Genomic DNA, 25,737 nt, shown 5'->3' with positions numbered 1-25,737 from the left:
CCGCAAAAATAACTCAAAAGCGACGAACCCGCTTGCCCACGGGTCGGCGCGCACTCCTGCACCAGTCCGCCTATCCAATCAAGCGCGCGATCCCGTCCCACAGCCCGAATGAGCCCAAATCATTGAAAGTCACGACCAGCATAAGCGTTACGATCGCCGCGAAGCCGAATCGGAACGCCCATTCCTGTGCCGCCGCCGGGGCCGGACGCCGCCGGACCGCCTCATAAGCATAGAAAGCCAGATGTCCTCCATCGAGCATCGGCAATGGCAACAGATTTATGAACCCCAGATTGATGGAGACGAAAGCGACGAAGTAGATCAGCGCTTCGGGGCCGAGGCTGGCCATTTCGCCCGACTGTTTGGCGATGCGCAGGGGTCCGCCCATTTCCTTGACCGACCGCTGTCCGGTCAGGAACTGGCCGAGGATGTGGCCGGTCATGCGCACCAGATTCCAGGTCTGAGCCCCTGCGGCCTGCACCGCCGTCAGCGGGCCGACGGTCGTGAACACCGGCTTGGTCGGCAGGATGCCGATAATCGCGCGTTCGGACTTGTTCCCGAACGCATCGGTTTCGGTGATGATCCGCGGGCGCAGCGTCAGATCGAAGCGCTCCTGGCCGCGCTCGATCTCGAGACGCGCGGGCTTGCCGAGGTCGTAACCGACCGCCATCCGGATATCGTCGAAGGTTTCCATCGTCCGGCCGTTGATCGCGACGATCCGGTCACCGACCTGCAGCTTCGCCTCGGCTCCCGCGCTCTTCGGCGCGATATCGCCGATCACCGGCGGCGTCTGCGGCGCGCCATAGGCCATGAAAAAGCCGGCAAAGATCGCAATCGCGAACAGGAAATTGGTCACCGGTCCGGCGGCGACGATCGCCGCGCGTTTCCACACCGGCTGGGCGGGAAAGGTGTGCGAGCGTTCGGCGCTGGGCAATTTTTGCCACTCGGCGTCGGGTTGGCTGACGGCATCGCGGTCACCCGCGAACTGGACATAGCCGCCAAGCGGCAGCCAGCCGATCTTCCATTCGGTGCCGCGCTTGTCGGTCCAGCCGAGGATCTTGCGCCCGAAACCGATCGAGAAGGTGTCGGCCTTCACCCCGCACCAGCGGCCGACGATATAATGGCCATATTCATGCACGAACACGAGCGGGCCAAGCACCGCCAGGAAGGCAAGGACATAAAGCCAATAAGGCACATCAGGCATGTTCGAACTGCTCCACCAGGCGTTCTGCGGCCGCGCGCGATGCGGCATCGACGCTGAATATGTCCTGAAGCGACGTCGGCGCGGCGGGCGCGTCGGCATCGAGGACCCGCCGCACCGTATCGACGATCGCAGGGAAGGAAATGCGCCCGGCGAGGAAGGCGGCGACCGCCACCTCGTTCGCGGCGTTGAGCTGCGCCGGACGCGCCCCGCCCTCGGCGATCGCGGCACGGCAGAGAGCGGTCGCGGGGAAGCGCGTCTCGTCGGGCGCTTCGAAATCGAGCCGCGCGATCGTCGCGAGGTCGAGCGGCGCGCAGGGGGTCGCCATGCGATCGGGCCAGGCGAGCGCGCTCGCGATCGGGATCCGCATGTCGGGCGAGCCGAGTTGGGCGAGGGTCGAGCAGTCGATATATTCGACGAGGCTGTGGATCACCGATTGCGGGTGGACGAGGATTTCGATGCGATCGAGCCCGACCGGGAACAAGTGATGCGCCTCGATCAGTTCGAGCCCCTTGTTCATCATCGTCGCCGAATCGACGCTGATCTTCGCGCCCATCGACCAGTTGGGATGCGCAACCGCCTGCGCCGGGGTGACGCGCGCCATGTCGGCGGCGCTCATCGTGCGGAACGGCCCGCCGCTCGCGGTCAGGATGATCCGGCGCACCTGGTCGATGCGGCCACCGGCGAGGCATTGGAAGATCGCATTATGCTCGCTGTCGACCGGCAGGATCGCCGCGCCCGACATCCGCGCGGCGGCGGTCATCAGATCGCCCGCCGACACCAAAGCTTCCTTGTTGGCGAGCGCGACCGGGGTGCCCGCTTCGAGCGCCGCCATCGTCGGGGCGAGGCCTGCACAACCGACAATCGCCGCCATGACAAGGTCGGTGGGTTGCCGCGCCGCCGCAACCAGCGCGTCGGCGCCTGCAGCGACTTCGATCCCTGTCCCGGCCAGCGCCCCGGCCAGGTCGCCATAACGCTTGTCGTCGGCAATCACCGCGATGGCCGGGCGGAATTCCTTCGCCAGCCGCGCCAGTTCGGTCACATCGCTGTTCGCGGTGAGCACTTCCAACCGCCACGCCTCGCCGTCGCGGCGCACCAGATCGAGGGTCGATTGCCCGACCGATCCCGTCGCGCCGAACAGCGAGAGCCGGCGCGACATCTCAGTGAACCGTGCGCACGACAAGGTCGCCCGCAAAGGCGAGCGCGCCGAGGATCAAAGCCACCGGCAGCAACCCGTCGACACGATCGAAAATCCCGCCATGGCCCGGGATCAGCTTGCCCGAATCCTTGACCCCGGCGCGGCGCTTCATCCAGCTCTGACCAAGGTCGCCGAGTTGCGCGATCAGGCCCATGACGAGGCCGATCCACAAAGGCACCCCGATGATGCCCGCCCGGTCGCCGAGCGTCGCACCGACGACGAGCGCGGCGATCATGCCGCCGAACAGCCCAGACCAGGTTTTCGAAGGGCTGATCGTCGGCGCCAGCCGCGCGCCGCCGAAGGCGCGCCCGGCAAAATAGGCGCCGATGTCGGTCGCCCAGACCATCGCGAAGACCCAGAGCGCGGCGGTCATGCCGAGCGTGTCGCGGATGAACCACAGGCCGCCAACGGCCCCGATCGTCAGCACGGGACCGAGGACCATCAAGCCGGTCTTTGCACCAGCGCCCAGCGTCATCGCGCGGACCAGCGCAAACCATTCGACGAGCAGCAGCGCCGCGCCGACGAGCAGCAGCAGCGCAAAGGCGATCCCGCCGAACCACAGCGCCGCGCCTGCGATCGCGAGCAAGACGATCGCCGATCCCACGCGCACCATCAAGTCCGATTTGGCAGCTGCCATGATTTAGAGTCCCCCGTAGCGGCGGTCACGCCGCGCAAATTGATCGAGCGCCGCCTGCAGATCGGCGGGCTTGAAGTCCGGCCACAGACGGTCGGTGAAATAGAGTTCGGCATAGGCCGACTGCCAGAGCAGGAAGTTCGACAGCCGCACCTCGCCGGAGGTGCGGATGAGCAGGTCGAGCGGCGGCATGTCCGCGGTGTCGAGATGCGCCTCGATCGCCTCGGCGGTGATCGCCCCCTCGGCCGCCGCAGCACTCGCGGCGCGCACCAGTTCATCCTGCGCGCCATAGTTGAGCGCGACGGCGAGCGTCGTGCGCTTGTTGCCGGCCGTGCGTTCGAGCGCGTTGTCGATCAGCGCGACGACGTCGGGCGCGAGCGCGCGCCAGTTGCCGATCACCTTCAGTTTCACGTCATTGGCGGCGAATTCGTCGAGGTCGGACAGGATGAAGCGCTTCATCAGCCCCATCAGGTCGCTGACCTCTTCCTCAGGCCGTTTCCAGTTTTCCGAGGAGAAGGCGTACAGCGTCAGCGCCTCCAGCCCCATGTCGCCCGCCGCGCGGACGATCGTCCGCACCGCCTCGACTCCGGCCTTGTGCCCGGCGACGCGCGGCAGCAGGCGCTTCTTCGCCCAGCGGCCATTGCCGTCCATGATGATCGCGACATGGCGCGCGCCGTGGTTTTGAACCGTCACAAAAGCCTCAGAACGGAAAAGAGGTGCGTGCCAGGCAGCACTAGCCCAGGATTTCCTTTTCCTTGGCGGTCGCGGCGGCATCGAGTTCGGCGATCGTCGCGTCGGTCAGCTTCTGCACCTCGGTTTCGTGGCGCTTGCGCTCGTCTTCGCTGATTTCCTTCTTATTCTCGTCGGTCTTCAGATTGTCCATGCCGTCGCGGCGGACGTTGCGCACCGCGATGCGCGCCGCCTCGGCATATTTGCCGGCGAGCTTCGACAATTCCTTGCGGCGCTCCTGCGTCATTTCGGGGATCGGCAGCCGCAGCGTCTGGCCGTCGACGATCGGATTGAGGCCAAGCCCCGCCGAGCGGATCGCCTTGTCGACCGGACCGACGTTCGACTTGTCCCACACCTGCACCGACAGCATGCGCGGTTCGGGCGCGCTGACCGAGGCGACCTGGTTGAGCGGCATGTGGCTGCCATAGACCTCGACGGTCACCGGATCGAGCAGCGCGGTATGCGCGCGACCGGTGCGCAGGCCCGCAAGGTCGCTCTTCAGCGATTCGACCGCGCCGTGCATGCGGCGCTCGAGATCGGCCTTGTCATATTTCGCCATCGTCTTTTCCTCTCTTATGCGTGGCCGGCGGCGTCGCTGACGACGGTCGAGACACCCTCGCCCGCCAGCACCCGCGCCAGATTGCCCGGCTCGCGAATATTGAACACCACGATCGGGATGTGATTGTCGCGGCACAGCGCCACCGCGCTGGCGTCCATCACCTTCAGATTATCGGCGAGCACGCGGTCATAGCCCAATGTGTCGTACCGGACCGCCGTCGGGTCCTTCTTGGGGTCGGCATTATAAACGCCATCGACGCTGGTGCCCTTCAGCAGCGCGTCGCATTTCATTTCGGCGGCGCGCAGCGCGGCGCCGCTGTCGGTGGTGAAATAGGGTGCACCGACGCCCGCCGCAAAGATCACGACGCGGCCCTTTTCCATATGGCGTTCGGCGCGGCGGCGGATGACGGGTTCGCAGACCTTGTCCATCTCGATTGCCGACTGGACGCGCGTTTCAACGCCAAGCTGTTCGAGCGCATTCTGCATCGCCAGCGCGTTCATCACCGTCGCCAGCATGCCCATATAATCGGCCTGCGCCCGGTCCATGCCCTTGGCGGCGCCCGCCATGCCGCGAAAGATGTTGCCGCCGCCGATGACGAGGCAGATTTCAAGCCCGCTTTCCTTGGCGGCTTTCACCTCGGCTGCCATCGCCGCGACCGTTTCGGGATCGATGCCGAAGGGGGTCGATCCCATCAGCGCCTCGCCCGACAGTTTGAGCAAAATGCGTTTCAGGCCGGGCAATGCCATGTCGGGGGGAACCTCTTGCTTCTTCCAAATAAGCGAATGGCGCGCACCCTAGAGCGGGCACGCGCCATTGCCAAGCGGACTGCCGCGCTGCCGCGCCGCAATCCCGCGTTTCTTTTTAGACGCCGGCGACCGCCGCGACTTCCGCCGCGAAATCGCTTTCTTCCTTCTCGATGCCTTCGCCGAGCTGGAAGCGGGTGAAACCCTTGAGCGTAATCGTCGCACCGACATCCTTGCCGGCAGCGGCGACGACTTCGGCGACCGGGGTCTTGCCGTCCATCACGAACAGCTGCGACAGCAGCGCGTTTTCCTTGCGGAACTTGGCGATGCCGCCGTCGACCATCTTGGCGACGATGTCGGCGGGCTTGCCCGACTGCGCGGCCTTTTCTTCGGCGATCGCGCGTTCGCGGGCGACGAGGTCGGCGTCAAGGTCGTCGCCGTTCAGCGCCAGCGGGTTGGCGGCGGCGACATGCATCGCCAGCTGCTTGCCGAGCGGTTCGAGAACGTCGGCGCCGGCGGTCGATTCGAGCGCGACGAGCACGCCGATCTTGCCCATGCCCGGCGCGGCCGCGTTATGGACATAGGCGGTAACGACGCCCGAGGTCACCGACATGATCGCGCTGCGGCGCAGCGACTGGTTTTCACCGATCGTCGCGACATTCTGGGTCAACGCTTCGCCGACGGTGCCGCCCGACGGATAGGTTGCGGCGCCGAGCGCGTCGATGTCGGTCAGGTTGCCGGCGAGCGCGACCTGGGTCACGTCGCGGACGAAGCCCTGGAACTGCTCGTTCTTGGCAACGAAGTCGGTCTCGCTGTTGACTTCGACCATCGCGCCGCGGGTGCCGTCGGTGGCAACGCCGACCAGGCCTTCGGCGGCAACGCGGCCGGCCTTCTTGGCAGCGGCGGCGAGGCCCTTGGTGCGCAGCCAGTCGATCGACGCTTCGATGTCGCCGCCATTTTCGGCCAGCGCCTTCTTGCAGTCCATCATGCCGGCGCCGGTGCGGTCGCGCAGTTCCTTGACGAGGGAGGCCGTGATCTCAGCCATGAGTGATCCTTTCCTGTGGGGGCAGGCCGTCTCTCCGGCCTGCGTGCCGCCCGCGCGCATGGCGGGGCGATAAGTCAAAACGATGACCGGGACGGCGTACGGACCAGAGGCCCGCACGCCGTCCCGTCATCCGAGCAAGCGCTTAGGCGTCGCTCTGGCGTTCGGTTTCGGCAGCCGCTTCGGGCGCAACCTGTTCGTCTTCGGTCACCGGCGCGGCAACTTCGGCGGCGGGAGCCGCTTCGGCAGCCGGGGCCGCTTCTTCGACGAGCACGGGCTCGGCGACGGGGTTCACCGCCGCACCCAGGTCTTCGCCGCGATCGGCGCGAGCCTGCTGGCCGCCACGGGTCGCCGCCTGGGCGATCGCATCGCAATAAAGACGAATGGCGCGCGCGGCGTCATCGTTCGCCGGAACCGGGAAAGCGATGCCGTCGGGCGAGACGTTCGAATCGAGGATCGCGACGACGGGGATGCCAAGGACATTGGCTTCCTTGATCGCCAGCTCTTCCTTGTTCGCGTCGATCACGAACATCACGTCGGGAATGCCGCCCATGTCGCGGATTCCGCCGAGCGACATTTCGAGCTTGTCGCGTTCGCGGGTGCGGTTGAGCACTTCCTTCTTGGTAAGGCCCGAGGTGTCGCCCGAGAGCTGCTCTTCGAGCGTCTTGAGGCGCTTGATCGAACCCGAGATCGTCTTCCAATTGGTGAGCATGCCGCCCAGCCAGCGATGGTTGACAAAGTGCTGACCCGAAGCGCGGGCCGCATCGGCGATCGGGCCCTGCGCCTGGCGCTTGGTGCCGACGAACAGCACCTTGCCGCCCGAGGCCGCCGAGGACGCGACGAATTCGAGAGCGCGCGCGAAGAGCGGCACGGTCTGCGACAGGTCGAGAATGTGGATGCCGTTGCGCGCGCCGAAGATATACGGCTTCATGCGCGGATTCCAGCGGTGGGTCTGGTGGCCAAAGTGGGCGCCAGCCTCGATAAGATTCTGCATCGTGACGACAGGGGTCGCCATGGTCTTTCTCCTTCCGGTTGGTCCTCTGGAAAGCAAGAACCGGGTGTCGCAAGCGACGGATCCCGGCACCGGTTTATGTGCGCCTTCCATGTGGAATGGGCGGGCCGTTAGCGGCAGCGTCGGTCAAAAGCAAGGGCCAAGCGGCGATTTTCGTCGCATTCACCCGCCGGACAAGCATATCGTACAGACTCGTCCCGGCGACGAAATGACTCCATTCGTCGCAAAACGGTTGAGAACAAAACGAGAACATGGAACGACAGGCCTAACGAAACCGTCGTCCACGAACAGGGTTTCGCACAAAGACACCGGAAGGACAAGATGATGGTTCAGGTCGCCGCCGCTCTCCTCTTCGCCATTGCCGCCGGGCTCGGCATCACCGTGATTCTGGCGATGCTGAAAATGAATGGCGATGCGATTCTCTCGGCACTCGTCGGCGAAGGCGCTTTTCCGATCGTCGCGGCCCCCTCGTCCGGCCCGAGCAGCGAAGCGACGCCGCTGCGCCCCTTGGCGGCGCGCCGCAATGCACCGCGCCCGGTTCGCAGCCCCCTCCCCGCGCAGGTCGTTCTCAGTCGCGCCGCCTGATGCGCGCATAGCTGGCGATGCCGAAGGGCAGCAGCGCCACATAGACGACACAGACGCCGAGCAAGGTCAGCCAGGGCGCGGTAACCAGCGCCGCGCCGAACAGGCCGACGCCCGCCAGGGCGAATATTCGCCACGAGCGACGCAGGCGGAACGACGACCAACTGTAGGTCGGGATCGCCGAAATCATCAACATCGCAACGCCGATCGCCCACGGCATCACCAGATACCATTCGCGGAACAGGTCGTTGTCGGTGACCAGCCAGAGATAGACCGGAACAAACGACAGGCCCGCGCCCGCCGGGGCCGGGATGCCGGTCATAAAGCCCGCCGATTTGTGCGGCTGGAATTCGGCATCCATGCGCGAATTGAAGCGCGCGAGCCGGAGCGCACAGCATACCGCGAGCGCGAGCGCCGCCGTCCAGCCGAATTTCGGCGCATATTGCAGCGACCAGAGGAAGAGGATCATCGCCGGCGACACGCCGAACGCGATGACGTCCGAGAGCGAATCCAGTTCGGCGCCGAACTTGCTTTGCGCGCGCAGCAGCCGGGCGATGCGGCCGTCCATACCGTCGAGCACGCCGGCGACGATGATCATCGTGATCGCCGCCGCCCATTCGCCGTCGATCCCGAAGCGGACGCCGGTCAGGCCCGAACAAAGCGCAAGGATGGTGATCGCATTGGGCGCAAAGGCGCGCAGCGGAATGCCCCCGATGCGGCGACGCGCGGCGTCCGCCGGAACTGGATCGGGATCGGCCACGCTATTGACCGATGCCGTCGAGGAGGTCCGCGGTGCCGATGCGCGCAACGATGGTCTCGCCCGCGAGGGTGCGCTGGCCGAGCAGCACCTGCGGCGTCGTGCCTTGCGGCAGATAGACATCGACGCGGCTGCCGAAGCGGATCAGCCCGACGCGCTGGCCGGTCGAGACATCCTGTCCCATGCTGACGAACGGCAGGATACGGCGGGCGACGAGCCCGGCGATCTGGGTAAAACCGATGCGCACCCCGTCGGCGCGTTCGACGACGAAATGCTGGCGTTCATTCTCTTCGCTCGCTTTGTCGAGGTCGGCGTTGACGAATTTTCCCGGAATATAGACGATCTTGCGCAGTGTGCCGGCGATCGGCGTGCGGTTGATATGAACGTCGAAGACGCTCATAAAAATCGACACGCGCAGCATCGGTGCGTCACCCAAGCCATCGGCGCCGGCGATCTCGGGCGGCGGCGCCACCTCGGCGATCTGCGTGATCAGCCCGTCGGCGGGCGCGATGATCACATCGCTGCCGGTCGGGGTGACGCGCACCGGATCGCGGAAGAAGGCCGCGACCCAGGCCGTGATGCCGAGCATCAGCCAGCCGGCGATTTCCCAGCCGAGCAGCCAGAAGCAGAGGGTGACGATGGCGGCGATCAGGACGAACTTGCGCCCTTCGGGATGGATCGACGGCCAATGCCATTTGACACCGCCACCGGGGCGGTTGGAGGAGATGGAGGAGGACATGGCGGTCTTTCTAGGGGCGAGGTCCGACATAGACAATGCATAAGCGCCGCCATCGGTGCCAGCTTCGGCACCAATTGGGGCGCCACGGGGCGGTTGAACAATCGCGCGGCATTGCTTAAGGCCCCGTGCAACTCGACTCCCCGCAGGAAAAGGCACGCATATGGGCAAGATCAAGGTAGTGAACCCGGTCGTCGAACTCGACGGCGACGAAATGACCCGGATCATCTGGCAATGGATCCGCGAACGCCTGATCCTGCCCTATCTCGACATCGACCTGCATTATTACGACCTCAGCGTCGAAATGCGCGACGAGACCAATGACAAGATCACCGTCGACGCCGCCAATGCGATCGCCAAATATGGCGTCGGCATCAAATGCGCGACGATCACCCCCGACGAAGCACGCGTCGAGGAATTCAAGCTGAAGAAGATGTGGAAGTCGCCGAACGGTACGATCCGCAACATCCTCGGCGGCGTCGTGTTCCGCGAACCGATCGTGATGAAGAATGTCCCGCGCTTGGTTCCCGGCTGGACCGACCCGATCGTCGTCGGCCGCCACGCGTTCGGCGACCAGTATAAGGCGACCGACTTCCGCGTCCCCGGCCCCGGCAAGCTGCGCCTGGTGTTCGAGGGCGAGGATGGCACGCTGATCGACGAGGAAGTGTTCCAGTTCCCGTCGGCGGGCGTCGCGATGGGCATGTACAACCTCGACGATTCGATCCGCGACTTCGCGCGCGCCAGCCTGAACTATGGCCTCGCGCGCGGCTGGCCGGTGTACCTCTCGACCAAGAACACGATCCTCAAGGCCTATGACGGCCGTTTCAAGGACCTGTTCGAAGAGGTGTTCAACGCCGAGTTCAAGACCCAGTTCGACGCCGCCGGCATTGTCTACGAACATCGCCTGATCGATGACATGGTCGCCTCGGCGCTGAAATGGTCGGGCAAGTTCGTGTGGGCGTGCAAGAATTACGACGGCGACGTCCAGTCGGACACCGTCGCGCAGGGTTTCGGCTCGCTCGGCCTGATGACCAGCGTGCTGATGACCCCCGACGGCAAGACGGTCGAATCCGAAGCCGCGCACGGCACCGTCACCCGCCACTATCGCATGCACCAGCAGGGCAAGGCGACCTCGACCAACCCGATCGCGTCGATCTTCGCCTGGACCGGCGGCCTTAAGCATCGCGGCAAGCTGGACAACACCCCCGAGGTGATCCAATTCGCCGAAACGCTCGAGCGCGTCTGCGTCGATACCGTGGAAAGCGGCAAGATGACCAAGGACCTCGCGCTGCTGATCGGCCCCGACCAGAATTGGCTGACCACCGAAGGCTTCTTCGAAGCGGTCGTCGAGAATCTCGAAAAGGCCATGGCCGCCTGAGGCTCAATCGAAGGGCCGGCAAAGTTTGCCGATTTGATTGACATAGGCGACTAGCCAAGGGGGGCCGGCCTGCATAAGGTCGGCCCCTATGGTATCGGAAACCGACACATCGGCCATCGGCAACGCGCTGGTGGTGCTGGGCGCCGCAGGCATCGTCATCCCCGCGTTCGCGCGCTTTCGGATCACGCCGGTGATCGGCTTCATCCTCGTCGGCCTGCTCGTCGGCCCGTCGGGACTGGGGTCGTTGGCGGGCGATTATCCGTGGCTCCGACATGTCACGATCGCCTCGACCGAGGATATCGCGCTCTTCGCCGAGTTCGGCATCATCCTGCTGCTCTTCTCGATCGGCCTCGAACTCTCGTTCCGGCGCCTGTGGCAATTGCGCAAGCTGGTGTTCGGGGTCGGTGCGGCCGAATTGCTGCTCGGCGGGGCCATCCTCGGCGGCGCCCTGATGCTGTTCGGAAGCTATTCGGCGCCCGCCGCCTTCGGCCTCGGCATCGCGCTCGCCCTGTCCTCGACCGCGATCGTGCTGCCGATCGCGGGAACAAAAAGCGCGGTCGGCCGTGCCTCCTTTTCGATGCTGCTGTTCGAGGATCTGGCGATCGTGCCGATCATCTTCCTGCTCGGCGCGCTGTCGCCGACCGCGACCGGCGACAGCGCCGAACTGCTGATCACAACGCTATGGCAGGGCGCGCTCGTCGTCGCGGTGCTGGCGCTCGCCGGCTGGTTCCTGCTGCCGCGCATCTTCGCGCAGGCCGCCCGCGCCAAGGACCCCGAACTCTTCCTCGCCGCCAGCCTGCTCGTCGTCATCGTCGCGGCGCTGGCGACCGCGACGGTCGGCCTGTCGCCGATCGTCGGTGCGCTGCTCGCCGGGGTGATGATCGCCGAAACCGAATATCATGGCGAGGTCGAGGCGATCACGGCGCCGTTCAAGGGGCTCGCGCTCGGGGTATTCCTGATCAGCGTCGGGATGGGGCTCAACCTCAAGACGATCGCCGATCAATGGCCGCAACTGATCGCCGCGGTCGTCGGCGTCGTCGCGATCAAGGCGACCGTGACCGCCGCGCTGCTACGTTTTTCGGGCGTCGCGCGGCGCGGTACCGCCACCGAAGTCGGCCTGTTGATGGCAAGCCCGTCGGAAACGACCCTGATCGTGCTCACGGCGGCGCTTGCCGCACAGCTGATCGACCCCGAAACGGCGTCCTTCTGGCAATTGGTGACCGCGATCGGCCTGACTATCACCCCGCTGCTCGCGCGCGTCGGGCATGACATCGCTCGGCGCATCGAAATGCGCAGCGGCGACACCCAGGTCGATGAGACACCGGCCGGGCGCACCGTCGTCGTCGGCTTCGGCCGTGTCGGACGGACCGTCGCCGAATTGCTGCGCGACCATCAGCGGCCCTATATCGCCGTCGATGCCGATATCGACACGGTGGCGACGGCGCGACGCGACGGTTTTCTCGTTCGTTTCGCCGATGTCGCGCGCCCGGGCAGCCTCGACAAGCTGGGCATCGAAAATGCCGATGCGGTCGTGCTGACGATGGACGATCCCGTCCAGCAACTGCGCATGACCAAACAGATGCGACAGAAATATCCCAAACTGCCGATCATCAGTCGCGCCCGCGACGCCGATCATGCCGCCGCCCTCTATCAGGCGGGGGCGACCGACGCAGTGCCCGAAACGCTCGAAAGTTCACTGCAACTCGCCGAGGCGGTGCTGATCGACCTGGGCGTCGCGATGGGGCCGGTGATCGCGTCGATCCACGACGTGCGCGCCAAGATGCGGCGCGAGATTATGACCAAGGGCGACCTCGACCAGGAACCGCGCATCCGCAAGCTGCGCGCGCAGCCCCCGAGCCGGGGCGAAGAAACCGCCTAGGGCCTTTTAGCGCCCGCCTGCGGCGGCAGACGCCGAACTGCCCAGCGCCGATGCCTCGGCGAGCGTCATGCCCGTCGGCAGGATCGCCAGCGACCATTGTTTGTCGGCGACCAGATACTGCTTCGCCAGCCGCTGAATGTCGGCGGCGGTGACCGCGCCGATATCCTGTTCCATCGACAGCGCAGCATCGGCGATGCGAGGATCGGTGGTCGCACCCTCCAGCAGATACATCCAGAAAACATTGCCGGTGGAGGCGCGCATCACCTGCTCGCGGATCGGCCCGGCGTTGCGTGCGAGTTCGTCGGCGGTCACCGGATTGGTGGCAAGATCGGCGGCGATATCGCGGGCAATGCTGTAGAAACGATCGATGTCCTTCGGCGCGAGCAGGCTGCCGACGAGCAGATAGCCGCCGCTGTCGAAACCCGTCGGCCAATGGCTGTCGACGACGGGACCATAACTCGCGCCTTGCTCGGCGCGCAGCCGGTCGAACAGGCGGTCGTTGAAGATCGCCGCGAGCACTTCGAGCGCGCGGGTGTCGCGCGGTGCCGCCATGCCGCCGCTGGTCGGCCAGGCCGTCATCGCCGCCGCCTGCCCCTTTTCGCCGCGGTGATAGGCGAGCTCGGGCTTGGCATCGTGCCTGGCGAAGGCGACCTTCTGGCCGCCGGCGGGCAGGATCGGCGGGCGCAGTTTCAGCGCGCCGACGGTTTCGGACAGAATCTTGCGATAATCCACGCTCGACAGGTCGCCGAACAACTGCACCTCGATCGGCCCGCTCGCGAGGCGCGGTTCCCAGAAGGCGCGGAAAGCGGCGGGTGTCAGCGCCTCGATCGCGGCCTTGTCGGGCGGCGACCAGCGCGTGTCGTTGGCGCTGAGCCAGCCGCGCAGATTGCGATCGAGCACGGCGTTGGGGGTCGCATCGTTGAGGTCGTAGCCGGTGAGGAAACCGACGCGCAGCCGCTCGACCGGCGCCGCGTCCCAGCGCGGCGTGGCGAGCTTGCCCGCAATCAGCCGCATCTGGTCGGCAAGGTCGTCGGGTTTGGTCTCCGCCGACAGTTCGAAGGCATCGTCGTCGATCGCGAAATTGAGCTGGATCTGGCGCCCGTTGGTCAGCGCGTCGATCTCGTTCTGGCCCCATGGACCGACGCCGCTGGCGATCAGCGCATAGTCGCCCGTCCACAGCAGGTTGGGTTCGGTCGCGGCGACGCTGCGGTTGCCGGTGCCGAAGCGGACGTTGACGCGCACCTTGCCGGGTTCGACCCGGTTGTCCGATACCAGCGCGGTCACGCCATTGGCGAAGGCGATCCGTTCGGCGCGCAGTCCGCCAAGCCGGCTGGTGGCGGTGATCGCGGTCGGCGTCCCGATCGGCGGCAGTTGCTTGAAATTGACGTCGGCGGCGGTCAGCCGGTCGTCGCGAATCGTCGCGGGAGCATTGAGCGCCGCGAGCAGCGCGGGCTGCCCCCCTTCGATCGGCGTCGGGGTGGTGAGCACGACGCGCGTCGTGGCGGCGGAGAAGATCGCCTTGCTGACGTCGAGCATCACCTTCGGGGTCGCCGAGGCGCGGATCGCGGCGAACATGTCGACCTGCCCCTGTGGGCTGGTCACCGTCTCGCCGATGTCGACCGCCCGCACCATATCGTCGGCAAGCCGGGCGCCGGGTTCGTTGCGGGCGTTCTGCAGTTCCTTGACCAGAAACGCCTGGATCTCGTTCGCTTCACGGTCGATGTCGGCCTGCGACGGCGCGGTCTGGGTCGCGTCGGCGATGACGCCGCGGACGTCGGCCAGCGCCGATTTCCAGTCGCCAAGCGGCACGATCTGCGCCAGCGTCACATCGGCGCTGCGGCTGATATATTGCTGCTCGGCGGTTGCGACGAGATAACTGCCCCCCGCGCGCGCGCGATTTTCGAGCCGCCGGTTGACGAGCGCTATCGCGAGAAATTCGAGGTAGAGCCGCCGGGTGTTTTCGACGGTATCGATCCGCTTCACCCACGGCCGGACCATCGCGAGGGTCAGCGCGGGTGGCTGGTTGGCCTCGACGATCGACAGCGCAGCGGGCGCCTTGGGATTGGGCTTGCCGAAATCGGGCTGGGTCGGCGCCGGACCGCCGGCTTTCCAGTCGCCATAATATTTGGCGATCAGGCGTGCGAATTCGGCGGGATCGCCGTCGCCGACGATCACCACGACGGCGCGGTCCGGGCGGTACCAGCGATCATGGAAGGCCTTGACGGTGCCGGCGCGCGCGGCGGCCAGCGATTCGTATGTCCCGATCGGCGAACGATCGCCGAGCAACTGCCCCGCGAAGAGATGCGCGTTGGTCGCGTCGGCGATTCGCTTTTGCGGGCCGTCCGATTCGCGCAGTTCCGACTGCACGACGCCGCGCTCGGCGGCGACTGCGGTGTCCGAAATCAAGGGTTCGCGCACCATGCCGGCGAGCAATTTCATGCTTTCGTCGAGCGTTGCCGGCGTCGCGCTGGGCAGGTCGAGTTGATAGGCGGTCTGCGTCGGGGTCGTCTGGGCGTTGGAATCGCTGCCGAAGCTGACCCCGAAACGCTGCCAGATGCGCTTGGCTTCGCCGTCGGGAATATGTTCGGAGCCGCGGAAGGTCAGATGCTCCAGAAGATGCGCAAAGCCGCGCTCCTGCTCGGTTTCGAACATCGATCCGACGTCCATGCGGACCCGGATCGACACCTGTCCCGGGGGGACGCCGTTGTTGCGCACCGCGTAGCGCACGCCGTTGGGCAGCACACCGAATTGCCACGCGGTGTCGCGCGGAATGTCGCTGCCTTTATAGAGCCAGCTGTCGGGGTCGGCCTGCGTCGTCGGGCTGATGTTTTGCGCCAGCGCGAGCGGCGGCGCCGCCAGCAAGGCGGCGGCGGCGCAGGCGGAAAGGAGCGATCGGGCGAAGCGCAGCGTCGGCGCGGGAGAAGTGGACATTGCCCCACCTTATCGCGTCCGAACCTTGCTCGCCACTGAACTGTCGCGGCGCTTGCCCTCTTCATCGCTTCTGCTTAGCCCTTGGGCATGACCGATGCCCCCGCCCCGCCGTTGATAGCGCTTGTCGAGATGACGAGCGGGATCGATCCCGATGCCAATCTGCGGACGATGGACCGCGCGCTGGGCGCCGCTGCGGCAGCGGGCGCAACCATGGCCTTTTTCCCCGAAATGTCGGTACTGCTCGACCGCGACCGCACAAGGTCGGCGGCGCATATCGGAACGGAGGGCGACAGCAGCTGGGTTCCGGCGCTGCAGGCGATGGCGCAGGCCCGCGGGCTGTGGATCCATTCGGGCTCGATGCCCTTCCTGTCGGACGACGGAAGCCGCCGCATCAATCGCAGCCATGTGATCGCCGCCGACGGAACGGTCGTCGCGGCCTATGACAAGATCCATATGTTCGACGTGTCGCTGCCATCGGGCGAAAGCTGGAGCGAATCATCGAGCTATGCCGGCGGCGAGTCGCTGGTGGTGGTCGGGACACCGATCGGCATGCTCGGCCTCAGCATCTGTTACGACCTGCGCTTCCCCGAACTCTATCGCGCGCTCGTCGAGCGCGGTGCCGAGGTGATCGCGATCCCCGCCGCCTTCACCGTATCGACCGGCGAGGCGCATTGGCATGTGCTGCAGCGCGCCCGCGCGATCGAAAACGGCTGCCATGTGGTTGCTGCGGCACAGGCCGGGACGCACGCCGACGGGCGATCGACCTATGGCCACAGCTTGGCGGTCGGACCGTGGGGCGAGATACTCGGCGAATCGACGGCATCGGGCGTTGCGGGCGACACCTACGCCCGACTGGTGCTGGCGCCGATCGACGGCGCCGCCACCGCACGCGCGCGTCAATCGATCCCGATCGACCGATCCCGCGCGAATCGCCGCCTGATCCTCTGATAACGGCAAGGAACGGCGACGGGAGGGATGCGTCCGCTTCCTCCAGACGTGCAAAAGGCCCCGAGCGAAACTCGGAGCCTTTTGAAACTCGAACTCGACGAGCCGATTACGGGCTGGTCGGGGTGTCGCTGTTGTTGCCGCCGGCGATCACGGCGCCGCCGATGATGGCGAGCAGTGCGAGGAGCGCGATGATCCAGGTGCTGCCGTCCAGTTCGCTCTGGCCGTCAACGGCCGAGACGGCGCGAACGTCGTCGAACGACACCGCCGAAATAGCAGGCGCAGCCGAGGCCGCAACCGGTGCTGCAATCATCGATGTCGCGGCGAGGGAGATCGCAGCTTTCTTGAGCAGGTTCATCATTTTCTCCATCCACTGGAATTTTGATCTTCTCGAATTGATCCGGGGAATCACCCCAAACCGCTTCTGCCTCACCCTTCTATGCAGGGCTGCCAGATATTGCAAGGCGTTTTGCCGTACTGCAGCATTTCTTAGGATTCTGCTAAATCTGGAAAAAATCCTTCTGGCGGTGTTCGTTACCCGCGTCGCACGCGCTCGAAAGGTTCGCTGGTGACGGGATAGCCCAGATGGCTTGGGATGCACAGGTGCGACTCTCCCCCGCGTTCCTCGATCCACGGGGTCACCAACTCGAACGGATGCGCGGCAGCATGAGCGGAAAATGCGGCGAAATCATCGGCCTGTGCCAGCTTTTCAAGGTTCCGGCGGGTCGGAAAGATGATCGAGACCTCGCCGCGGTCCGCCATGGCCAGCGTTTCGGACGCGCTGGCCCAGAAAATATGGCTGTGCTCGGCCTCCTCGACCGTCAGTTCATGGCTGTGCGCGGGGGCCTCGATCGCAAAAAAACGCGTGTCGAAGGTGCGCGCTTCCTTGAAGTTGGGGCACCAGCGCGCGAAGGGCACCAGGGCGTCGAGTTCCAGCCGGTCGCCGCGTTCGGCCAAAATGTCGGACAGCAGCCGCTCGGCGAGCAGCGCCTGCCGCACCGCCGGAACATCTTGCTCGTCCAGCGAGGGCCAGCCCACGGCAAGGCCGGTTTCTTCGAGCGTTTCGCGCAAGGCGGCCACGCGCCCTGCGCCATCGGCGCTCATCTCGCCATAGCCGTGATTGCTGGCGACCAGATAATCGTCCGGGTCGATCCGGCCGCCGGGAAACACCATCGCGCCGGCGGCAAAGGCCATGGTCGCCGCGCGCTTGACCATCAGGATCTCGGCGGGGCCGCCCGCGTCGGCAGGCCGCATGATGACGAGGGTGGCTGCGGGAATCGCGCCGTCGGGCAGGGTCTCTGGTTCGCTCATTATCACTGGCGATAGTCCCACGCGGGCGGCTTGTCATCCGCCATTGCGAGCGGACGGACGCCGGTGCAAGATGGCCGCACAAGAGGTCATGGGGGAGCAAGGTCTTGGGTATCGTCGAGATATTGGGCGTCGCGGGCAGCCTCAGCCTGCTCGCGGGCTGGCGGCTCTACCTCACCATATTGGCGACCGGCGTGGCGATGCACTTCGGCTGGCTGCCGCTGCCCGACCATCTGCAATCGCTCCAGATTCTCGCCAACCCCTGGGTGCTCGGCGTCGCATTGGTCGGCACGATCGCCGAATTCCTCGCCGACAAGGTCGCCTGGGTCGATTCGGCATGGGACGCCGTCCATAGCTTCATCCGGCCGCTCGGCGGCGCGCTGCTCGCACTGGCGCTCGTCGACAGCTCGGACCCGGCGTGGCAGGTGATCGCCTTCCTGCTCGGCGGCGGTGGCGCGCTGCTCAGCCATAGCGCCAAGGCGACGACCCGCGCCGTCGTCAACGTCAGCCCCGAACCCTTCAGCAATGTCGCGGTGTCGACCGGCGAGGATGTCGCGACGGGCGGGCTGCTGGCGCTCGCCATCGCTTATCCGCCGCTCGCGATCGTCATCGCGGTGCTGATGCTGGTCGCGGCGGTGATCGTCATCATCGCGCTGCGACGCCTGCTCCGCAACATCAAGGCGACGCTGAAGCGGACGCTGGGTGACGAACCCGCCGGCGAGTTGCCGCCCGCCTGATCAGCCGGGCAGCAACGCCTTCAGCGGCGTCTCGGTATCGGCAAGCTGTTCGGCGCTCGCCTCCAGCCCGGCCGTCACCAGCATCCGGCCCTGGACATAATCCTTGGTCGCGTTGACGCAGTCGAGCGCGATCACCTTGCCCCGGCGCAGATACACGACCGAAAAGCTGCGATCGGCGACCTGGCCACGCAGCACCGTCTGATCGTGCCCGGTCGACAGCCCCGCCGTCTGGAGCTTGAGGTCATATTGGTTCGACCAGAACCAGGGTATGGCATGATAGCGCGCTTCGTCGCCGCAAATGCCCTTGGCGACCACATTGGCCTGGTCATTGGCATTTTGCACCGATTCCAAACGGATGACCGCACCCTCGGCAAAGTCGTTCTCGTGCGCGGCGCAGTCGCCGATCGCATAGATGTCGGCGAGGCTGGTCTTGCAATGATGGTCGACGAGCACGCCATTGCCGCCTGTCGCGCCCGCCGCGATCAGCGGCTCGACGGCGGGAACGATGCCGATGCCGACGATGACGAGATCGGCGGGAACGACCTCACCGTCCGCCAGCCGGACGCCGGTGGCGCGCTCGCTGCCTTCGATCGCCGCGACCTGCACGCCGAGGCGGAGGTCGACGCCATGGTCGCGATGTTCCTTTTCATAAAAGCGCGACAGATCCTCACCCGCAACGCGCGCGAGCACGCGGTCGAGCGCTTCGAGCAGCACGACGGGCTTGCCCGCCTTGCGCAGCACCGCCGCGGCTTCGAGCCCGATATAGCCGCCGCCGATGACGACGATCTGGCTCGCGGTCTCCGACGCCGCCTTCATCGCGTCGGCATCGGCGCGGGTCCGCACGCCCTGGACGCCGGGCAGGTCGCCGCCGGGGATCGGCAGCATCCGGGGGCTGCCGCCCGTCGCCCAAACGAGCTTGCCATAGGCGATCGTCTCGCCGCCGTCGGTGGTGACGCTGTGCGCCGCCGGATCGACCGACACGACGCGCTTGTTCAGCAGCATCGCGACGTCGCGTTCGTCCCAATATTTGGCGGGACGGATCTGGATGCGTTCGAATTCCTTTTCGCCGGCGAAATATTCCTTCGACAGCGGCGGACGCTCATAGGGAAGTTCGGGCTCGTCGCCGATGATCGCGATGCTGCCTTCGAACTTCTGGGTGCGCAGCGCGACCGCGACCTGCGCGCCGCCATGCCCTGCCCCCACGATCACCACGTCGAACCGCATCGCCATATCTCTCCCGCACCGGTTTATGCGGTGTCCCTTGCACGCGGCAGGGGGAGAGGCAAGCGGCGGCGGCGCCGTAACGGAATAGAAATTCTTGGGGAGCCTTTCGGTCGGCTCCCGACCGGATCGACCCGTCGCGCCGTTATTTCGTCGTCCACCCGGGCCGCAGATAGGGCGCCAGATTTTCGCAAAGCTGCTTCCATTCGGCGGGCGTCACCGGCAGCATTGCGCGTTCGCGCGCGAAATATTCGGCCGGGGGCGCCAGCGCCGGCCAATCGCTGGCGAGGACGAAGCGGTCGAGGCCGATTTTGCGCATCCCGGCGACATAGAGTCGGCGCATTTCCTCGGGCGTGCGCGTTTCGGTCGATTCCTTGGCGCCCGGCAATTTTGCCGGATCGAATGTCATCACCGCCGACATGTCGAGGACGAGGTTGGCGGTTCCCGGCGCCTTGCGCGCGATGGCGTCGCCATAAGCGCCCAGTGCTTCGAGCGTCGGCTGGTCGATGCCGGCATAACCGCCGCCATGCGCGATCTGGACCGGCAGATCGCCCGCCTGCGCCAGCACCTTGTCGATGAAGATATTGACGCTGGCCGCGTTGAACGGCGCCGCGCCGCGCAGATGGACGACCAGCGGCATATGCGCCTTGTTCGCCGCCGCGAAGAAACGGCCGAGCGCGTCGACCTGTCCGGCATCGGCGGTGTCGAAACCGCTGTTGCCGAGGTGGAGCTTGACCCCCGACGCGCCCGGCTGCTGCGCCCAATAGGCAAGCTCGTCGAGGGCGTTGGGGGCGAAAGGATTGATCCCGACAAAGGCGACCAGCCGCCCCTTCGACGCCAGCGCGGCGTCGACGTTGAAGCGGTTCTCGCCGCGCATCCGCTCGGCCATGACGGCGGGCTCGAGCGGCACCCCCGCGAAGCCGAACATATAGGCGGTCGACAGCAGCACTCCCTTGTCGATACCGGCACGATCGAGTTCGCGCACCGCATCCTCGCCCGACCGTTCGAGGAACAGGTCGGACGAAATGCCGTCGAAGATGTCGGGATAGGCAGCCTGCATCGCGCGCAGATGATCGGTGATCAGCTTGCTGTCGATATGCATATGATGGTCGGCGCGGGGCGCTGGCTCGGCGCGACCGGCCTCCTGCGCCAGCGCCAGCGGCGCGGCGAACAAGGCGAGTCCGAGGACAAGAGATCGGCCGATCATCGCGCAACGCCCTGCGCCGCGAGCACGCGCAGGATATTGCCGCTCCACATCTTTTCCAGGTCGCTGTTCGAATAGCCTGCGGCCTTCAGCCGCTCGGTCACCTTGGGCAGCGCGGATATGTCCTCGATCCCCGGAAGGCCGCCACCGCCGTCCCAATCGGCACCGAAGCAGATATGATCGACCCCGCCGACCGCGATCGCGCGTTCCACCATGGTCAGATAGGCCTCGAAATCGGCGGCCCACATCTTCTCCTTCTGGTCGAGCGCGCGCCAGCGCCGCGTCAGCTCGGCCTGCTCGGCGGGCGTCATTTCGCCGATATGCTCATATTGTCCGAACAGCTCGGCGCGCGCGGGCGTCATGTCCATCTCCGACATGAAGATCGTCGAGATGCACATCGCCCCGCCCTTCGCTGCAAGCGCCTTCAGCCGCCCCTCGTCGAGGTTGCGCGGATGATCGTGCGCCGAGCGCAGGCTCGAATGCGAGAGCAGGATCGGATATTTCGACAGCGCGAGGATCTGGTCGAACGTCGCATCGGACGAATGGCTGGCGTCGATGACGATGCCGAGGCGGTTCATCTCCGCGACCCATTTTTTGCCGAGCGGGCTGAGGCCGTTCCAGCGCGGCTTGTCGGTCGCGCTGTCGGCAAACTGGTTATTCTTCGAATGCACCGGACCCGCGAGCCGCACGCCTTTTTTGTAGAATTCGTCGAGCAATGTCAGGTCTTCGCCGAGCGGATAGCTGTTCTCCATCGACTTGAAGGCGATCAGCTTGCCCGCCTTGTCGAGCCGGCGCGCATCGTCGGCCGTCAGCGCGGGGCTGATCGCGTCGGCGTGTTTGGCGATCGTGGCGTCGATCAGGTCCGATCGCTTGCGCGCAAAGGCCAGCGCATCGGCATAGCCCTTGGCATCGAGCGGCCCCTGTTCGGTGTAGATCGCGAAAAAGCCGCCATCGAGATTTCCGTCCTTCATGCGCGGGATGTCGAGTTGCGACAGGTCGGTCGCGAGGCTGTGGCGGTCGGCGAAGCTCCAGCCCGCGCGGTCGAAATGGAGCGGGGTGTCGAGATGGGTGTCGAGCACCAGCATCCGGCTGTGCAGCGGACGCTCATCGGTCGCGCCCTTTTCCTTGGCCGCCGTGCAACCCGCCAGCGCCGTCGCGGCCAACAATATGGCGAACCGCTTCACTTCTTTTCCTCCACCGGTTTCAGGTCGAGGTCGTGATAATCCCAGCTGAAGTCGGCGATCTTGCTCACTGCCTTCATCGTCACGCCGCTGACTTTGCCGTCGGCGTCGAGTGCGAAGGTCACATAAGCGGGCTCGATCGCGGGATCGTCAAAGTCGGTGACGAAGCTGTCATATTGCCAATGCTTGAGCCGTCCAACCATGCGCGGCGTCGAGGTGAAATCGATCGTCAGCCCCTTGTCGCTATTGGCGACGACGATGTCGCCATACCAGGGGTCGCGGTAGCGCCCGGCGTAGCGCGCAGGATCGAGCGACGGCCCGACCTTGGCGGGGGCGGCCTGCGTCTGCTTCAGATATTCGACGCCGCCCGCGAGCCGCTGCTTGTACCAATCCTGCCATTTTGTCGTCCAGCCATAGTCGGGCTGGTCGAGATAGTGATCGATCAGCTTGAAGGTCAGCCCGAGCAACATCCCGCTTTCTTCGCTGTTCATCATAATCGCAAAGCCGACATTCTTGTCGGGGATCATCACGACGCGGGTGATCGATCCGAACACGCCGCCGCTGTGCTGGACGATGCGATGGCCGCGATAATCCTGCACCTGCCAGCCGAGCGCATAGGCTTGCTGCATCGGCTGCGCGGGTTTGAGCGCAGCGGGCAATTCGGTGATCGGCATCGGGGTCACCGGCTTCCACATCTCGGCCGCGTGCGCTTCGCTGAACAGATGCTGGCCGTTCGGCAGCGCACCGTGCGCGAGCTGGATCTTGAGCCAGGCCGCCATATCGTCGGCGCTGAGCGCCAGCCCGCCCGCCGGCGCGCCGTTTCGTCCCAGCTCATCGCGCTCGTCGAGCGCCTGCTGGTCGCCGAGCCCGCGCAGCGGCCCGTTCAATCGTGCGTGCGGCCAACTGCGGTTGGGGATGCGAAAGCGGTCCTCGCTGTCGCTGGTCGCGTTCTTCATGCCGCCGGGGCGCAGCACGCGGTCGCGCATGAAGGCTTCCCAGGTCTGGCCGCTGACCTCCTCGATCAACTGCCCCGCGACGGCATAGAGGATATTGTCGTAGGCGTAGGCCGAGCGGAAACTGGTCTGCGGCTTGAGCCAGGCGACGCGCTCGACCGTCTGCTTGCGCGTCAGGTTGGTGCGCGGGACGAACATCAAATCGCCCTGCCCCAGCCCGAGGCCGCTGCGGTGGACGAGCAGGTCGCGGATCGTGATCTCCCGCGTCACCCAGGCGTCGTACATGCGGAACCAGGGCATATGCTTGATGACCGGATCGTCCCACGCGATCTTGCCCTCGTCGACGAGGATCGCGAGCGCGGCGGCGGTCATCGCCTTGCCGGTCGAGCCGGTCTGGAAGAGCGTCTGGCCATCGACCGTCCCGCGCTCGCCGAGCTTGCGCTCGCCCCAGCCGCGCGACAGCGTCGTCTTGCCGTCCTCGACGATCGCGATCGACACGCCCGTGGCGCCGATCTCCTTGCGCAGCGCCTCGACGTCGGTCGCGAGATCCTTGGGCGGCTCGGCCCAGGCGGGTATCGCCGTCGTGGCGAGCAGCGAAAAGGCGAACAAGCGGGCGTGTTTCATCGCACGGTCTCCAGGGGGGCAAGGGGGGATGGACGCAGCAGGCGCCAGATACCGATGGTCAGCAGCGGCGCGACAAAGACGGCAAGGAACAGCCAGGCGAGGAAGCGGTAGCCGCTGGCGATCAGATCGACGAGGCCGATGCGCCCCGCGACGAAGATGCAGCCCGCGAGGATCACCGCACCGATCGCCGCGCGCGCGCCGGTGGTCAGCGGCGCGCGGCCGCGGCTTTCGATCGCACCCGAAATACGCTCGTTGATCGCATGCACCGCCCCCGCCCCGCTTTCGAGCAGCGCGGCGAAGATCATCACCTGGAAGATCACGTGGAACCCCGGCACCGTCATCTGGCGGAGCAGGAAATCCGACGGCAAGGTCTCGGCGCCAATCGCGGGATAAAAAGCCATCATCGCGACGAAGAAGAGGATCGCGGGCAACATCGACAACGGCCCTGCGATGATCCCCGCCAGCACCGCGTCGCGCTGGCTGGTCAGATGGCGCAACACCGGCAGGATCACCACCGCGCCAACGATATTATAGCTCGCGTAAGTGAGCCCGCCCGCCATCCAGTTGCCCGACGGCGGCGGCGCGTTGGCGAACCCCTGCCCGATCAGCCCGCCGAAACTGGCGAGCGCGATGACGAGGAACAGGCCGTAGACTGTGTAGAGCAGGATCGAGACATATTTGAACATCTGCTCGACGACGCCCGTCCCCCACGCGACCACCGCCGTGATCGACACGCCCAGCAGCAGCGACCCCGTCCATTCGGGCCAGCCGAAGGTCGCGGCGCCGATCGCCCCCGCCGCCGCGCCGAACACCGCGAGGATCAGGACGACGAAGATCAGATAGGCGATCTCGAACGCGATCCAGCCCGGACCGAGAAGCCCCTGGAAGAAGGCGCGATAATCATAAGCGCCGAGCTTGCGCGCGAGCGCGAAGGTGACCGCCGCGACCAGACTCCAGACGCCTGTCGCAAGCAGCATCGCCGCGAGCCCGCCCCACGGTCCCGAGGGCACGAAATATTCGGCGAGTTCGCGTCCCGTCGCATAACCGCCGCCGATGATCACCGCCTTGAGCGCGAAGCCCGGGAGCAGGAAGCGCTGGAACCAGCTCGACGTCCCGGCTGGTTCGGCGGCGCTCATGCGAGGCAGCTGTCCACGAGCGCGGCGAAGGCCGCGCCGCCGCGGATGGGATCGGCGACCGGCAGCCCGAGCCGCCGGCTTTCGGCCGTCATCAAGGCTTCGGCCTCATCGGTCCCCAGGCTGGAGGTGTTGAGGCTGATCCCGCCGCAGCGGATCGCCGGGTTGGTCCGGCTGCCGAGGCGGATCGTCAGGTCGATGACCTCCTCGACCGTTGGCAGCGCGAAGCTTTCCATGCCGAGGATCACCGTGCGCGACGGATCGTGGCAGACGACGAACACGTCGGGCTGGCTGCCATGGAGCAGCCCGAGCGACACGGCCGCATAGGCGGGATTGAAGATCGACCCCTGCCCCTCGATCAGGTCCCAATGATCGGCGGGCGCATCGGGGCTGAGGATTTCGGCGGCCCCGGCCTCGAAGTCCGACACCACCGCATCCATCGGGATGCCCCCGCCCGCGATCATAATTCCGGTCTGGCCGGTCGCCCGGAAATCGGCGTCGAGACCGCGTTCGACAAAGGCGCGGTGCAGCGCAAGCGCGGTATATTTCTTGCCAAGCGCGCAGTCGGTGCCGACGGTAAGCAGGCGTTTGCCGGTGCGCTTTTGCCCGTTGCCCACGGGAATGTCCGCAGGCGGGGTCCGCACGTCGATCAGCCGCTGGCCGGTGCGGCGCGCCGCCTCGACGAGCGCAGGCACGCTGTTCAGCCGCGTGTGCAGCCCGCTGATGATGTCGAGCCCGGCCTCCATCGCGTCGATCAGGATCGCGACCCAGCTTTCGCCGATCACGCCCCCCTGGTTGGCGACCCCGATCACCAGCGAGCGAGCGCCTGCAGCCTTGGCCGCCGCAGGGTCGAGCCGCGGCAGGCCGGTGGTGACGGTGCAGCCTGCGGCGGAAAACTCGCCAACGCAGCGGTCAGCCGCCCAATCGGCGAGCCCGAAGGCGGTCTTCGCAAAGCTCGCCTCCCTCGTGTCACCAAGGAACAGCAGATAGGGCTGCGGCAGGGTCAGTCGGTCGGACAGGCGTCCGGTGGGCGCGTTCATCTGGTTCACTCCG

General features: G+C 66.1%; 24 protein-coding genes. 5 read left to right on the top strand and 19 right to left on the bottom strand.

Annotated elements, in window-relative coordinates; genetic code table 11:
• Nucleotides 1-70: 70 nt before the first annotated feature.
• The 8 genes from rseP to rpsB form a co-directional block, all read right to left on the bottom strand.
• On the bottom strand, nt 71-1,201 hold the full coding sequence (gene rseP, locus ACREB7_RS04025; protein WP_431591005.1) for an RIP metalloprotease RseP: 1,131 nt from the start codon (nt 1,199-1,201) through the stop codon (nt 71-73).
• A complete protein-coding gene (locus ACREB7_RS04020) occupies nt 1,194-2,357 on the bottom strand; it encodes a 1-deoxy-D-xylulose-5-phosphate reductoisomerase (RefSeq protein WP_431591004.1) in 1,164 nt (387 codons plus the stop codon). The genes rseP and ACREB7_RS04020 overlap by 8 nt, the downstream gene beginning before the upstream one ends.
• 1 nt (nt 2,358) lies before the next feature.
• Complete coding sequence (locus ACREB7_RS04015) at nt 2,359-3,033, bottom strand: phosphatidate cytidylyltransferase (protein WP_431591003.1); 675 nt, start codon at nt 3,031-3,033, stop codon at nt 2,359-2,361.
• Between the two features lie 3 nt (nt 3,034-3,036).
• Nucleotides 3,037-3,723: a polyprenyl diphosphate synthase gene (gene uppS / locus ACREB7_RS04010; RefSeq protein ID WP_431591002.1), complete on the bottom strand. Its 687-nt coding sequence runs from the start codon at nt 3,721-3,723 to the stop codon at nt 3,037-3,039.
• A gap of 40 nt (nt 3,724-3,763) precedes the next feature.
• The gene (frr, locus tag ACREB7_RS04005) at nt 3,764-4,318 is read right to left on the bottom strand and encodes a ribosome recycling factor (RefSeq protein ID WP_431591001.1); all 555 of its coding nucleotides are present in this window, start codon (nt 4,316-4,318) and stop codon (nt 3,764-3,766) included.
• 14 nt (nt 4,319-4,332) lie between these two features.
• On the bottom strand, nt 4,333-5,064 hold the full coding sequence (gene pyrH / locus ACREB7_RS04000) for a UMP kinase (protein ID WP_431591000.1): 732 nt from the start codon (nt 5,062-5,064) through the stop codon (nt 4,333-4,335).
• A 115-nt stretch (nt 5,065-5,179) separates the two neighbouring features.
• Nucleotides 5,180-6,106: a translation elongation factor Ts gene (gene tsf, locus ACREB7_RS03995; RefSeq protein WP_431590999.1), complete on the bottom strand. Its 927-nt coding sequence runs from the start codon at nt 6,104-6,106 to the stop codon at nt 5,180-5,182.
• Between the two features lie 142 nt (nt 6,107-6,248).
• Nucleotides 6,249-7,118 carry a 30S ribosomal protein S2 gene (gene rpsB / locus ACREB7_RS03990; protein ID WP_431590998.1) on the bottom strand — a complete coding sequence of 290 codons (870 nt, stop codon included), beginning with the start codon at nt 7,116-7,118 and terminating at the stop codon, nt 6,249-6,251.
• A 321-nt stretch (nt 7,119-7,439) separates the two neighbouring features.
• Between rpsB and ACREB7_RS03985 the strand changes: the two genes are divergently transcribed.
• On the top strand, nt 7,440-7,700 hold the full coding sequence (locus ACREB7_RS03985; protein ID WP_431590997.1) for a hypothetical protein: 261 nt from the start codon (nt 7,440-7,442) through the stop codon (nt 7,698-7,700).
• On the opposite strand, the gene ACREB7_RS03980 is transcribed toward ACREB7_RS03985, so the two are convergent.
• Nucleotides 7,684-8,457, bottom strand: a complete 774-nt coding sequence (locus tag ACREB7_RS03980) for a CDP-alcohol phosphatidyltransferase family protein (protein ID WP_431590996.1) — start codon at nt 8,455-8,457, stop codon at nt 7,684-7,686. The two genes, ACREB7_RS03985 and ACREB7_RS03980, sit on opposite strands and share 17 nt — an antisense overlap.
• A 1-nt stretch (nt 8,458) precedes the next feature.
• The gene (locus ACREB7_RS03975) at nt 8,459-9,193 is read right to left on the bottom strand and encodes a phosphatidylserine decarboxylase (RefSeq protein ID WP_431590995.1); all 735 of its coding nucleotides are present in this window, start codon (nt 9,191-9,193) and stop codon (nt 8,459-8,461) included.
• Nucleotides 9,194-9,353: 160 nt separating this feature from the next.
• Here ACREB7_RS03975 and ACREB7_RS03970 point away from each other — a divergent pair, with 160 nt between their 5' ends.
• Both ACREB7_RS03970 and ACREB7_RS03965 read left to right on the top strand, forming a co-directional pair.
• Complete coding sequence (locus ACREB7_RS03970) at nt 9,354-10,568, top strand: NADP-dependent isocitrate dehydrogenase (protein WP_431590994.1); 1,215 nt, start codon at nt 9,354-9,356, stop codon at nt 10,566-10,568.
• Between the two features lie 88 nt (nt 10,569-10,656).
• Complete coding sequence (locus ACREB7_RS03965; protein WP_431590993.1) at nt 10,657-12,447, top strand: cation:proton antiporter; 1,791 nt, start codon at nt 10,657-10,659, stop codon at nt 12,445-12,447.
• Between the two features lie 6 nt (nt 12,448-12,453).
• Here the strand turns inward: ACREB7_RS03965 and ACREB7_RS03960 are convergent, their stop codons facing one another.
• Complete coding sequence (locus ACREB7_RS03960) at nt 12,454-15,378, bottom strand: M16 family metallopeptidase (RefSeq protein WP_431590992.1); 2,925 nt, start codon at nt 15,376-15,378, stop codon at nt 12,454-12,456.
• A gap of 87 nt (nt 15,379-15,465) precedes the next feature.
• Here ACREB7_RS03960 and ACREB7_RS03955 point away from each other — a divergent pair, with 87 nt between their 5' ends.
• Nucleotides 15,466-16,326 carry a carbon-nitrogen hydrolase family protein gene (locus ACREB7_RS03955; protein ID WP_431590991.1) on the top strand — a complete coding sequence of 287 codons (861 nt, stop codon included), beginning with the start codon at nt 15,466-15,468 and terminating at the stop codon, nt 16,324-16,326.
• 106 nt (nt 16,327-16,432) lie between these two features.
• On the opposite strand, the gene ACREB7_RS03950 is transcribed toward ACREB7_RS03955, so the two are convergent.
• Both ACREB7_RS03950 and ACREB7_RS03945 read right to left on the bottom strand, forming a co-directional pair.
• Nucleotides 16,433-16,681, bottom strand: a complete 249-nt coding sequence (locus ACREB7_RS03950) for a hypothetical protein (protein WP_431590990.1) — start codon at nt 16,679-16,681, stop codon at nt 16,433-16,435.
• Nucleotides 16,682-16,857: 176 nt separating this feature from the next.
• The gene (locus tag ACREB7_RS03945; RefSeq protein ID WP_431590989.1) at nt 16,858-17,634 is read right to left on the bottom strand and encodes an NUDIX domain-containing protein; all 777 of its coding nucleotides are present in this window, start codon (nt 17,632-17,634) and stop codon (nt 16,858-16,860) included.
• A 104-nt stretch (nt 17,635-17,738) separates the two neighbouring features.
• Here ACREB7_RS03945 and ACREB7_RS03940 point away from each other — a divergent pair, with 104 nt between their 5' ends.
• Nucleotides 17,739-18,368: a DUF4126 domain-containing protein gene (locus ACREB7_RS03940; RefSeq protein ID WP_431590988.1), complete on the top strand. Its 630-nt coding sequence runs from the start codon at nt 17,739-17,741 to the stop codon at nt 18,366-18,368.
• Here the strand turns inward: ACREB7_RS03940 and ACREB7_RS03935 are convergent, their stop codons facing one another.
• From ACREB7_RS03935 to ACREB7_RS03910, 6 genes are all read right to left on the bottom strand, one after another.
• The gene (locus ACREB7_RS03935) at nt 18,369-19,592 is read right to left on the bottom strand and encodes an NAD(P)/FAD-dependent oxidoreductase (RefSeq protein WP_431591016.1); all 1,224 of its coding nucleotides are present in this window, start codon (nt 19,590-19,592) and stop codon (nt 18,369-18,371) included.
• A gap of 142 nt (nt 19,593-19,734) precedes the next feature.
• The gene (locus ACREB7_RS03930; protein WP_431590987.1) at nt 19,735-20,796 is read right to left on the bottom strand and encodes an amidohydrolase family protein; all 1,062 of its coding nucleotides are present in this window, start codon (nt 20,794-20,796) and stop codon (nt 19,735-19,737) included.
• Nucleotides 20,793-21,977 (bottom strand): dipeptidase, encoded by a 1,185-nt coding sequence (locus ACREB7_RS03925; RefSeq protein WP_431590986.1) that lies wholly within the window; start codon nt 21,975-21,977, stop codon nt 20,793-20,795. The genes ACREB7_RS03930 and ACREB7_RS03925 overlap by 4 nt, the downstream gene beginning before the upstream one ends.
• On the bottom strand, nt 21,974-23,551 hold the full coding sequence (locus ACREB7_RS03920) for a serine hydrolase (protein ID WP_431590985.1): 1,578 nt from the start codon (nt 23,549-23,551) through the stop codon (nt 21,974-21,976). Before ACREB7_RS03920 ends, ACREB7_RS03925 begins: the two co-directional genes overlap by 4 nt.
• Nucleotides 23,548-24,687, bottom strand: coding sequence for a YkvI family membrane protein (locus ACREB7_RS03915; protein WP_431590984.1), 1,140 nt, complete (start codon nt 24,685-24,687; stop codon nt 23,548-23,550). Before ACREB7_RS03915 ends, ACREB7_RS03920 begins: the two co-directional genes overlap by 4 nt.
• Nucleotides 24,684-25,724: a DUF1611 domain-containing protein gene (locus ACREB7_RS03910; RefSeq protein ID WP_431590983.1), complete on the bottom strand. Its 1,041-nt coding sequence runs from the start codon at nt 25,722-25,724 to the stop codon at nt 24,684-24,686. The genes ACREB7_RS03915 and ACREB7_RS03910 overlap by 4 nt, the downstream gene beginning before the upstream one ends.
• Nucleotides 25,725-25,737 lie beyond the last annotated feature (13 nt).

Origin of the sequence: Sphingopyxis sp. (genome assembly GCF_050725615.1) — a bacterium.
Lineage (GTDB): Bacteria > Pseudomonadota > Alphaproteobacteria > Sphingomonadales > Sphingomonadaceae > Sphingopyxis.
This window is presented reverse-complemented; position numbering and strand designations above follow the sequence as displayed.

What these genes read in the sequence shown, in the direction of transcription:
- rseP (WP_431591005.1), bottom strand. Translation starts at nt 1,201, where the DNA reads ATGCCTGATGTGCCTTATTGGCTTTATGTCCTTGCCTTCCTGGCGGTG.
- ACREB7_RS04020 (WP_431591004.1), bottom strand. Translation starts at nt 2,357, where the DNA reads ATGTCGCGCCGGCTCTCGCTGTTCGGCGCGACGGGATCGGTCGGGCAA.
- ACREB7_RS04015 (WP_431591003.1), bottom strand. Translation starts at nt 3,033, where the DNA reads ATGGCAGCTGCCAAATCGGACTTGATGGTGCGCGTGGGATCGGCGATC.
- frr (WP_431591001.1), bottom strand. Translation starts at nt 4,318, where the DNA reads ATGGCGAAATATGACAAGGCCGATCTCGAGCGCCGCATGCACGGCGCG.
- pyrH (WP_431591000.1), bottom strand. Translation starts at nt 5,064, where the DNA reads ATGGCATTGCCCGGCCTGAAACGCATTTTGCTCAAACTGTCGGGCGAG.
- tsf (WP_431590999.1), bottom strand. Translation starts at nt 6,106, where the DNA reads ATGGCTGAGATCACGGCCTCCCTCGTCAAGGAACTGCGCGACCGCACC.
- rpsB (WP_431590998.1), bottom strand. Translation starts at nt 7,118, where the DNA reads ATGGCGACCCCTGTCGTCACGATGCAGAATCTTATCGAGGCTGGCGCC.
- ACREB7_RS03985 (WP_431590997.1), top strand. Translation starts at nt 7,440, where the DNA reads ATGGTTCAGGTCGCCGCCGCTCTCCTCTTCGCCATTGCCGCCGGGCTC.
- ACREB7_RS03975 (WP_431590995.1), bottom strand. Translation starts at nt 9,193, where the DNA reads ATGTCCTCCTCCATCTCCTCCAACCGCCCCGGTGGCGGTGTCAAATGG.
- ACREB7_RS03970 (WP_431590994.1), top strand. Translation starts at nt 9,354, where the DNA reads ATGGGCAAGATCAAGGTAGTGAACCCGGTCGTCGAACTCGACGGCGAC.
- ACREB7_RS03965 (WP_431590993.1), top strand. Translation starts at nt 10,657, where the DNA reads ATGGTATCGGAAACCGACACATCGGCCATCGGCAACGCGCTGGTGGTG.
- ACREB7_RS03960 (WP_431590992.1), bottom strand. Translation starts at nt 15,378, where the DNA reads ATGTCCACTTCTCCCGCGCCGACGCTGCGCTTCGCCCGATCGCTCCTT.
- ACREB7_RS03955 (WP_431590991.1), top strand. Translation starts at nt 15,466, where the DNA reads ATGACCGATGCCCCCGCCCCGCCGTTGATAGCGCTTGTCGAGATGACG.
- ACREB7_RS03950 (WP_431590990.1), bottom strand. Translation starts at nt 16,681, where the DNA reads ATGAACCTGCTCAAGAAAGCTGCGATCTCCCTCGCCGCGACATCGATG.
- ACREB7_RS03945 (WP_431590989.1), bottom strand. Translation starts at nt 17,634, where the DNA reads ATGAGCGAACCAGAGACCCTGCCCGACGGCGCGATTCCCGCAGCCACC.
- ACREB7_RS03935 (WP_431591016.1), bottom strand. Translation starts at nt 19,592, where the DNA reads ATGCGGTTCGACGTGGTGATCGTGGGGGCAGGGCATGGCGGCGCGCAG.
- ACREB7_RS03930 (WP_431590987.1), bottom strand. Translation starts at nt 20,796, where the DNA reads ATGATCGGCCGATCTCTTGTCCTCGGACTCGCCTTGTTCGCCGCGCCG.
- ACREB7_RS03920 (WP_431590985.1), bottom strand. Translation starts at nt 23,551, where the DNA reads ATGAAACACGCCCGCTTGTTCGCCTTTTCGCTGCTCGCCACGACGGCG.
- ACREB7_RS03915 (WP_431590984.1), bottom strand. Translation starts at nt 24,687, where the DNA reads ATGAGCGCCGCCGAACCAGCCGGGACGTCGAGCTGGTTCCAGCGCTTC.
- ACREB7_RS03910 (WP_431590983.1), bottom strand. Translation starts at nt 25,724, where the DNA reads ATGAACGCGCCCACCGGACGCCTGTCCGACCGACTGACCCTGCCGCAG.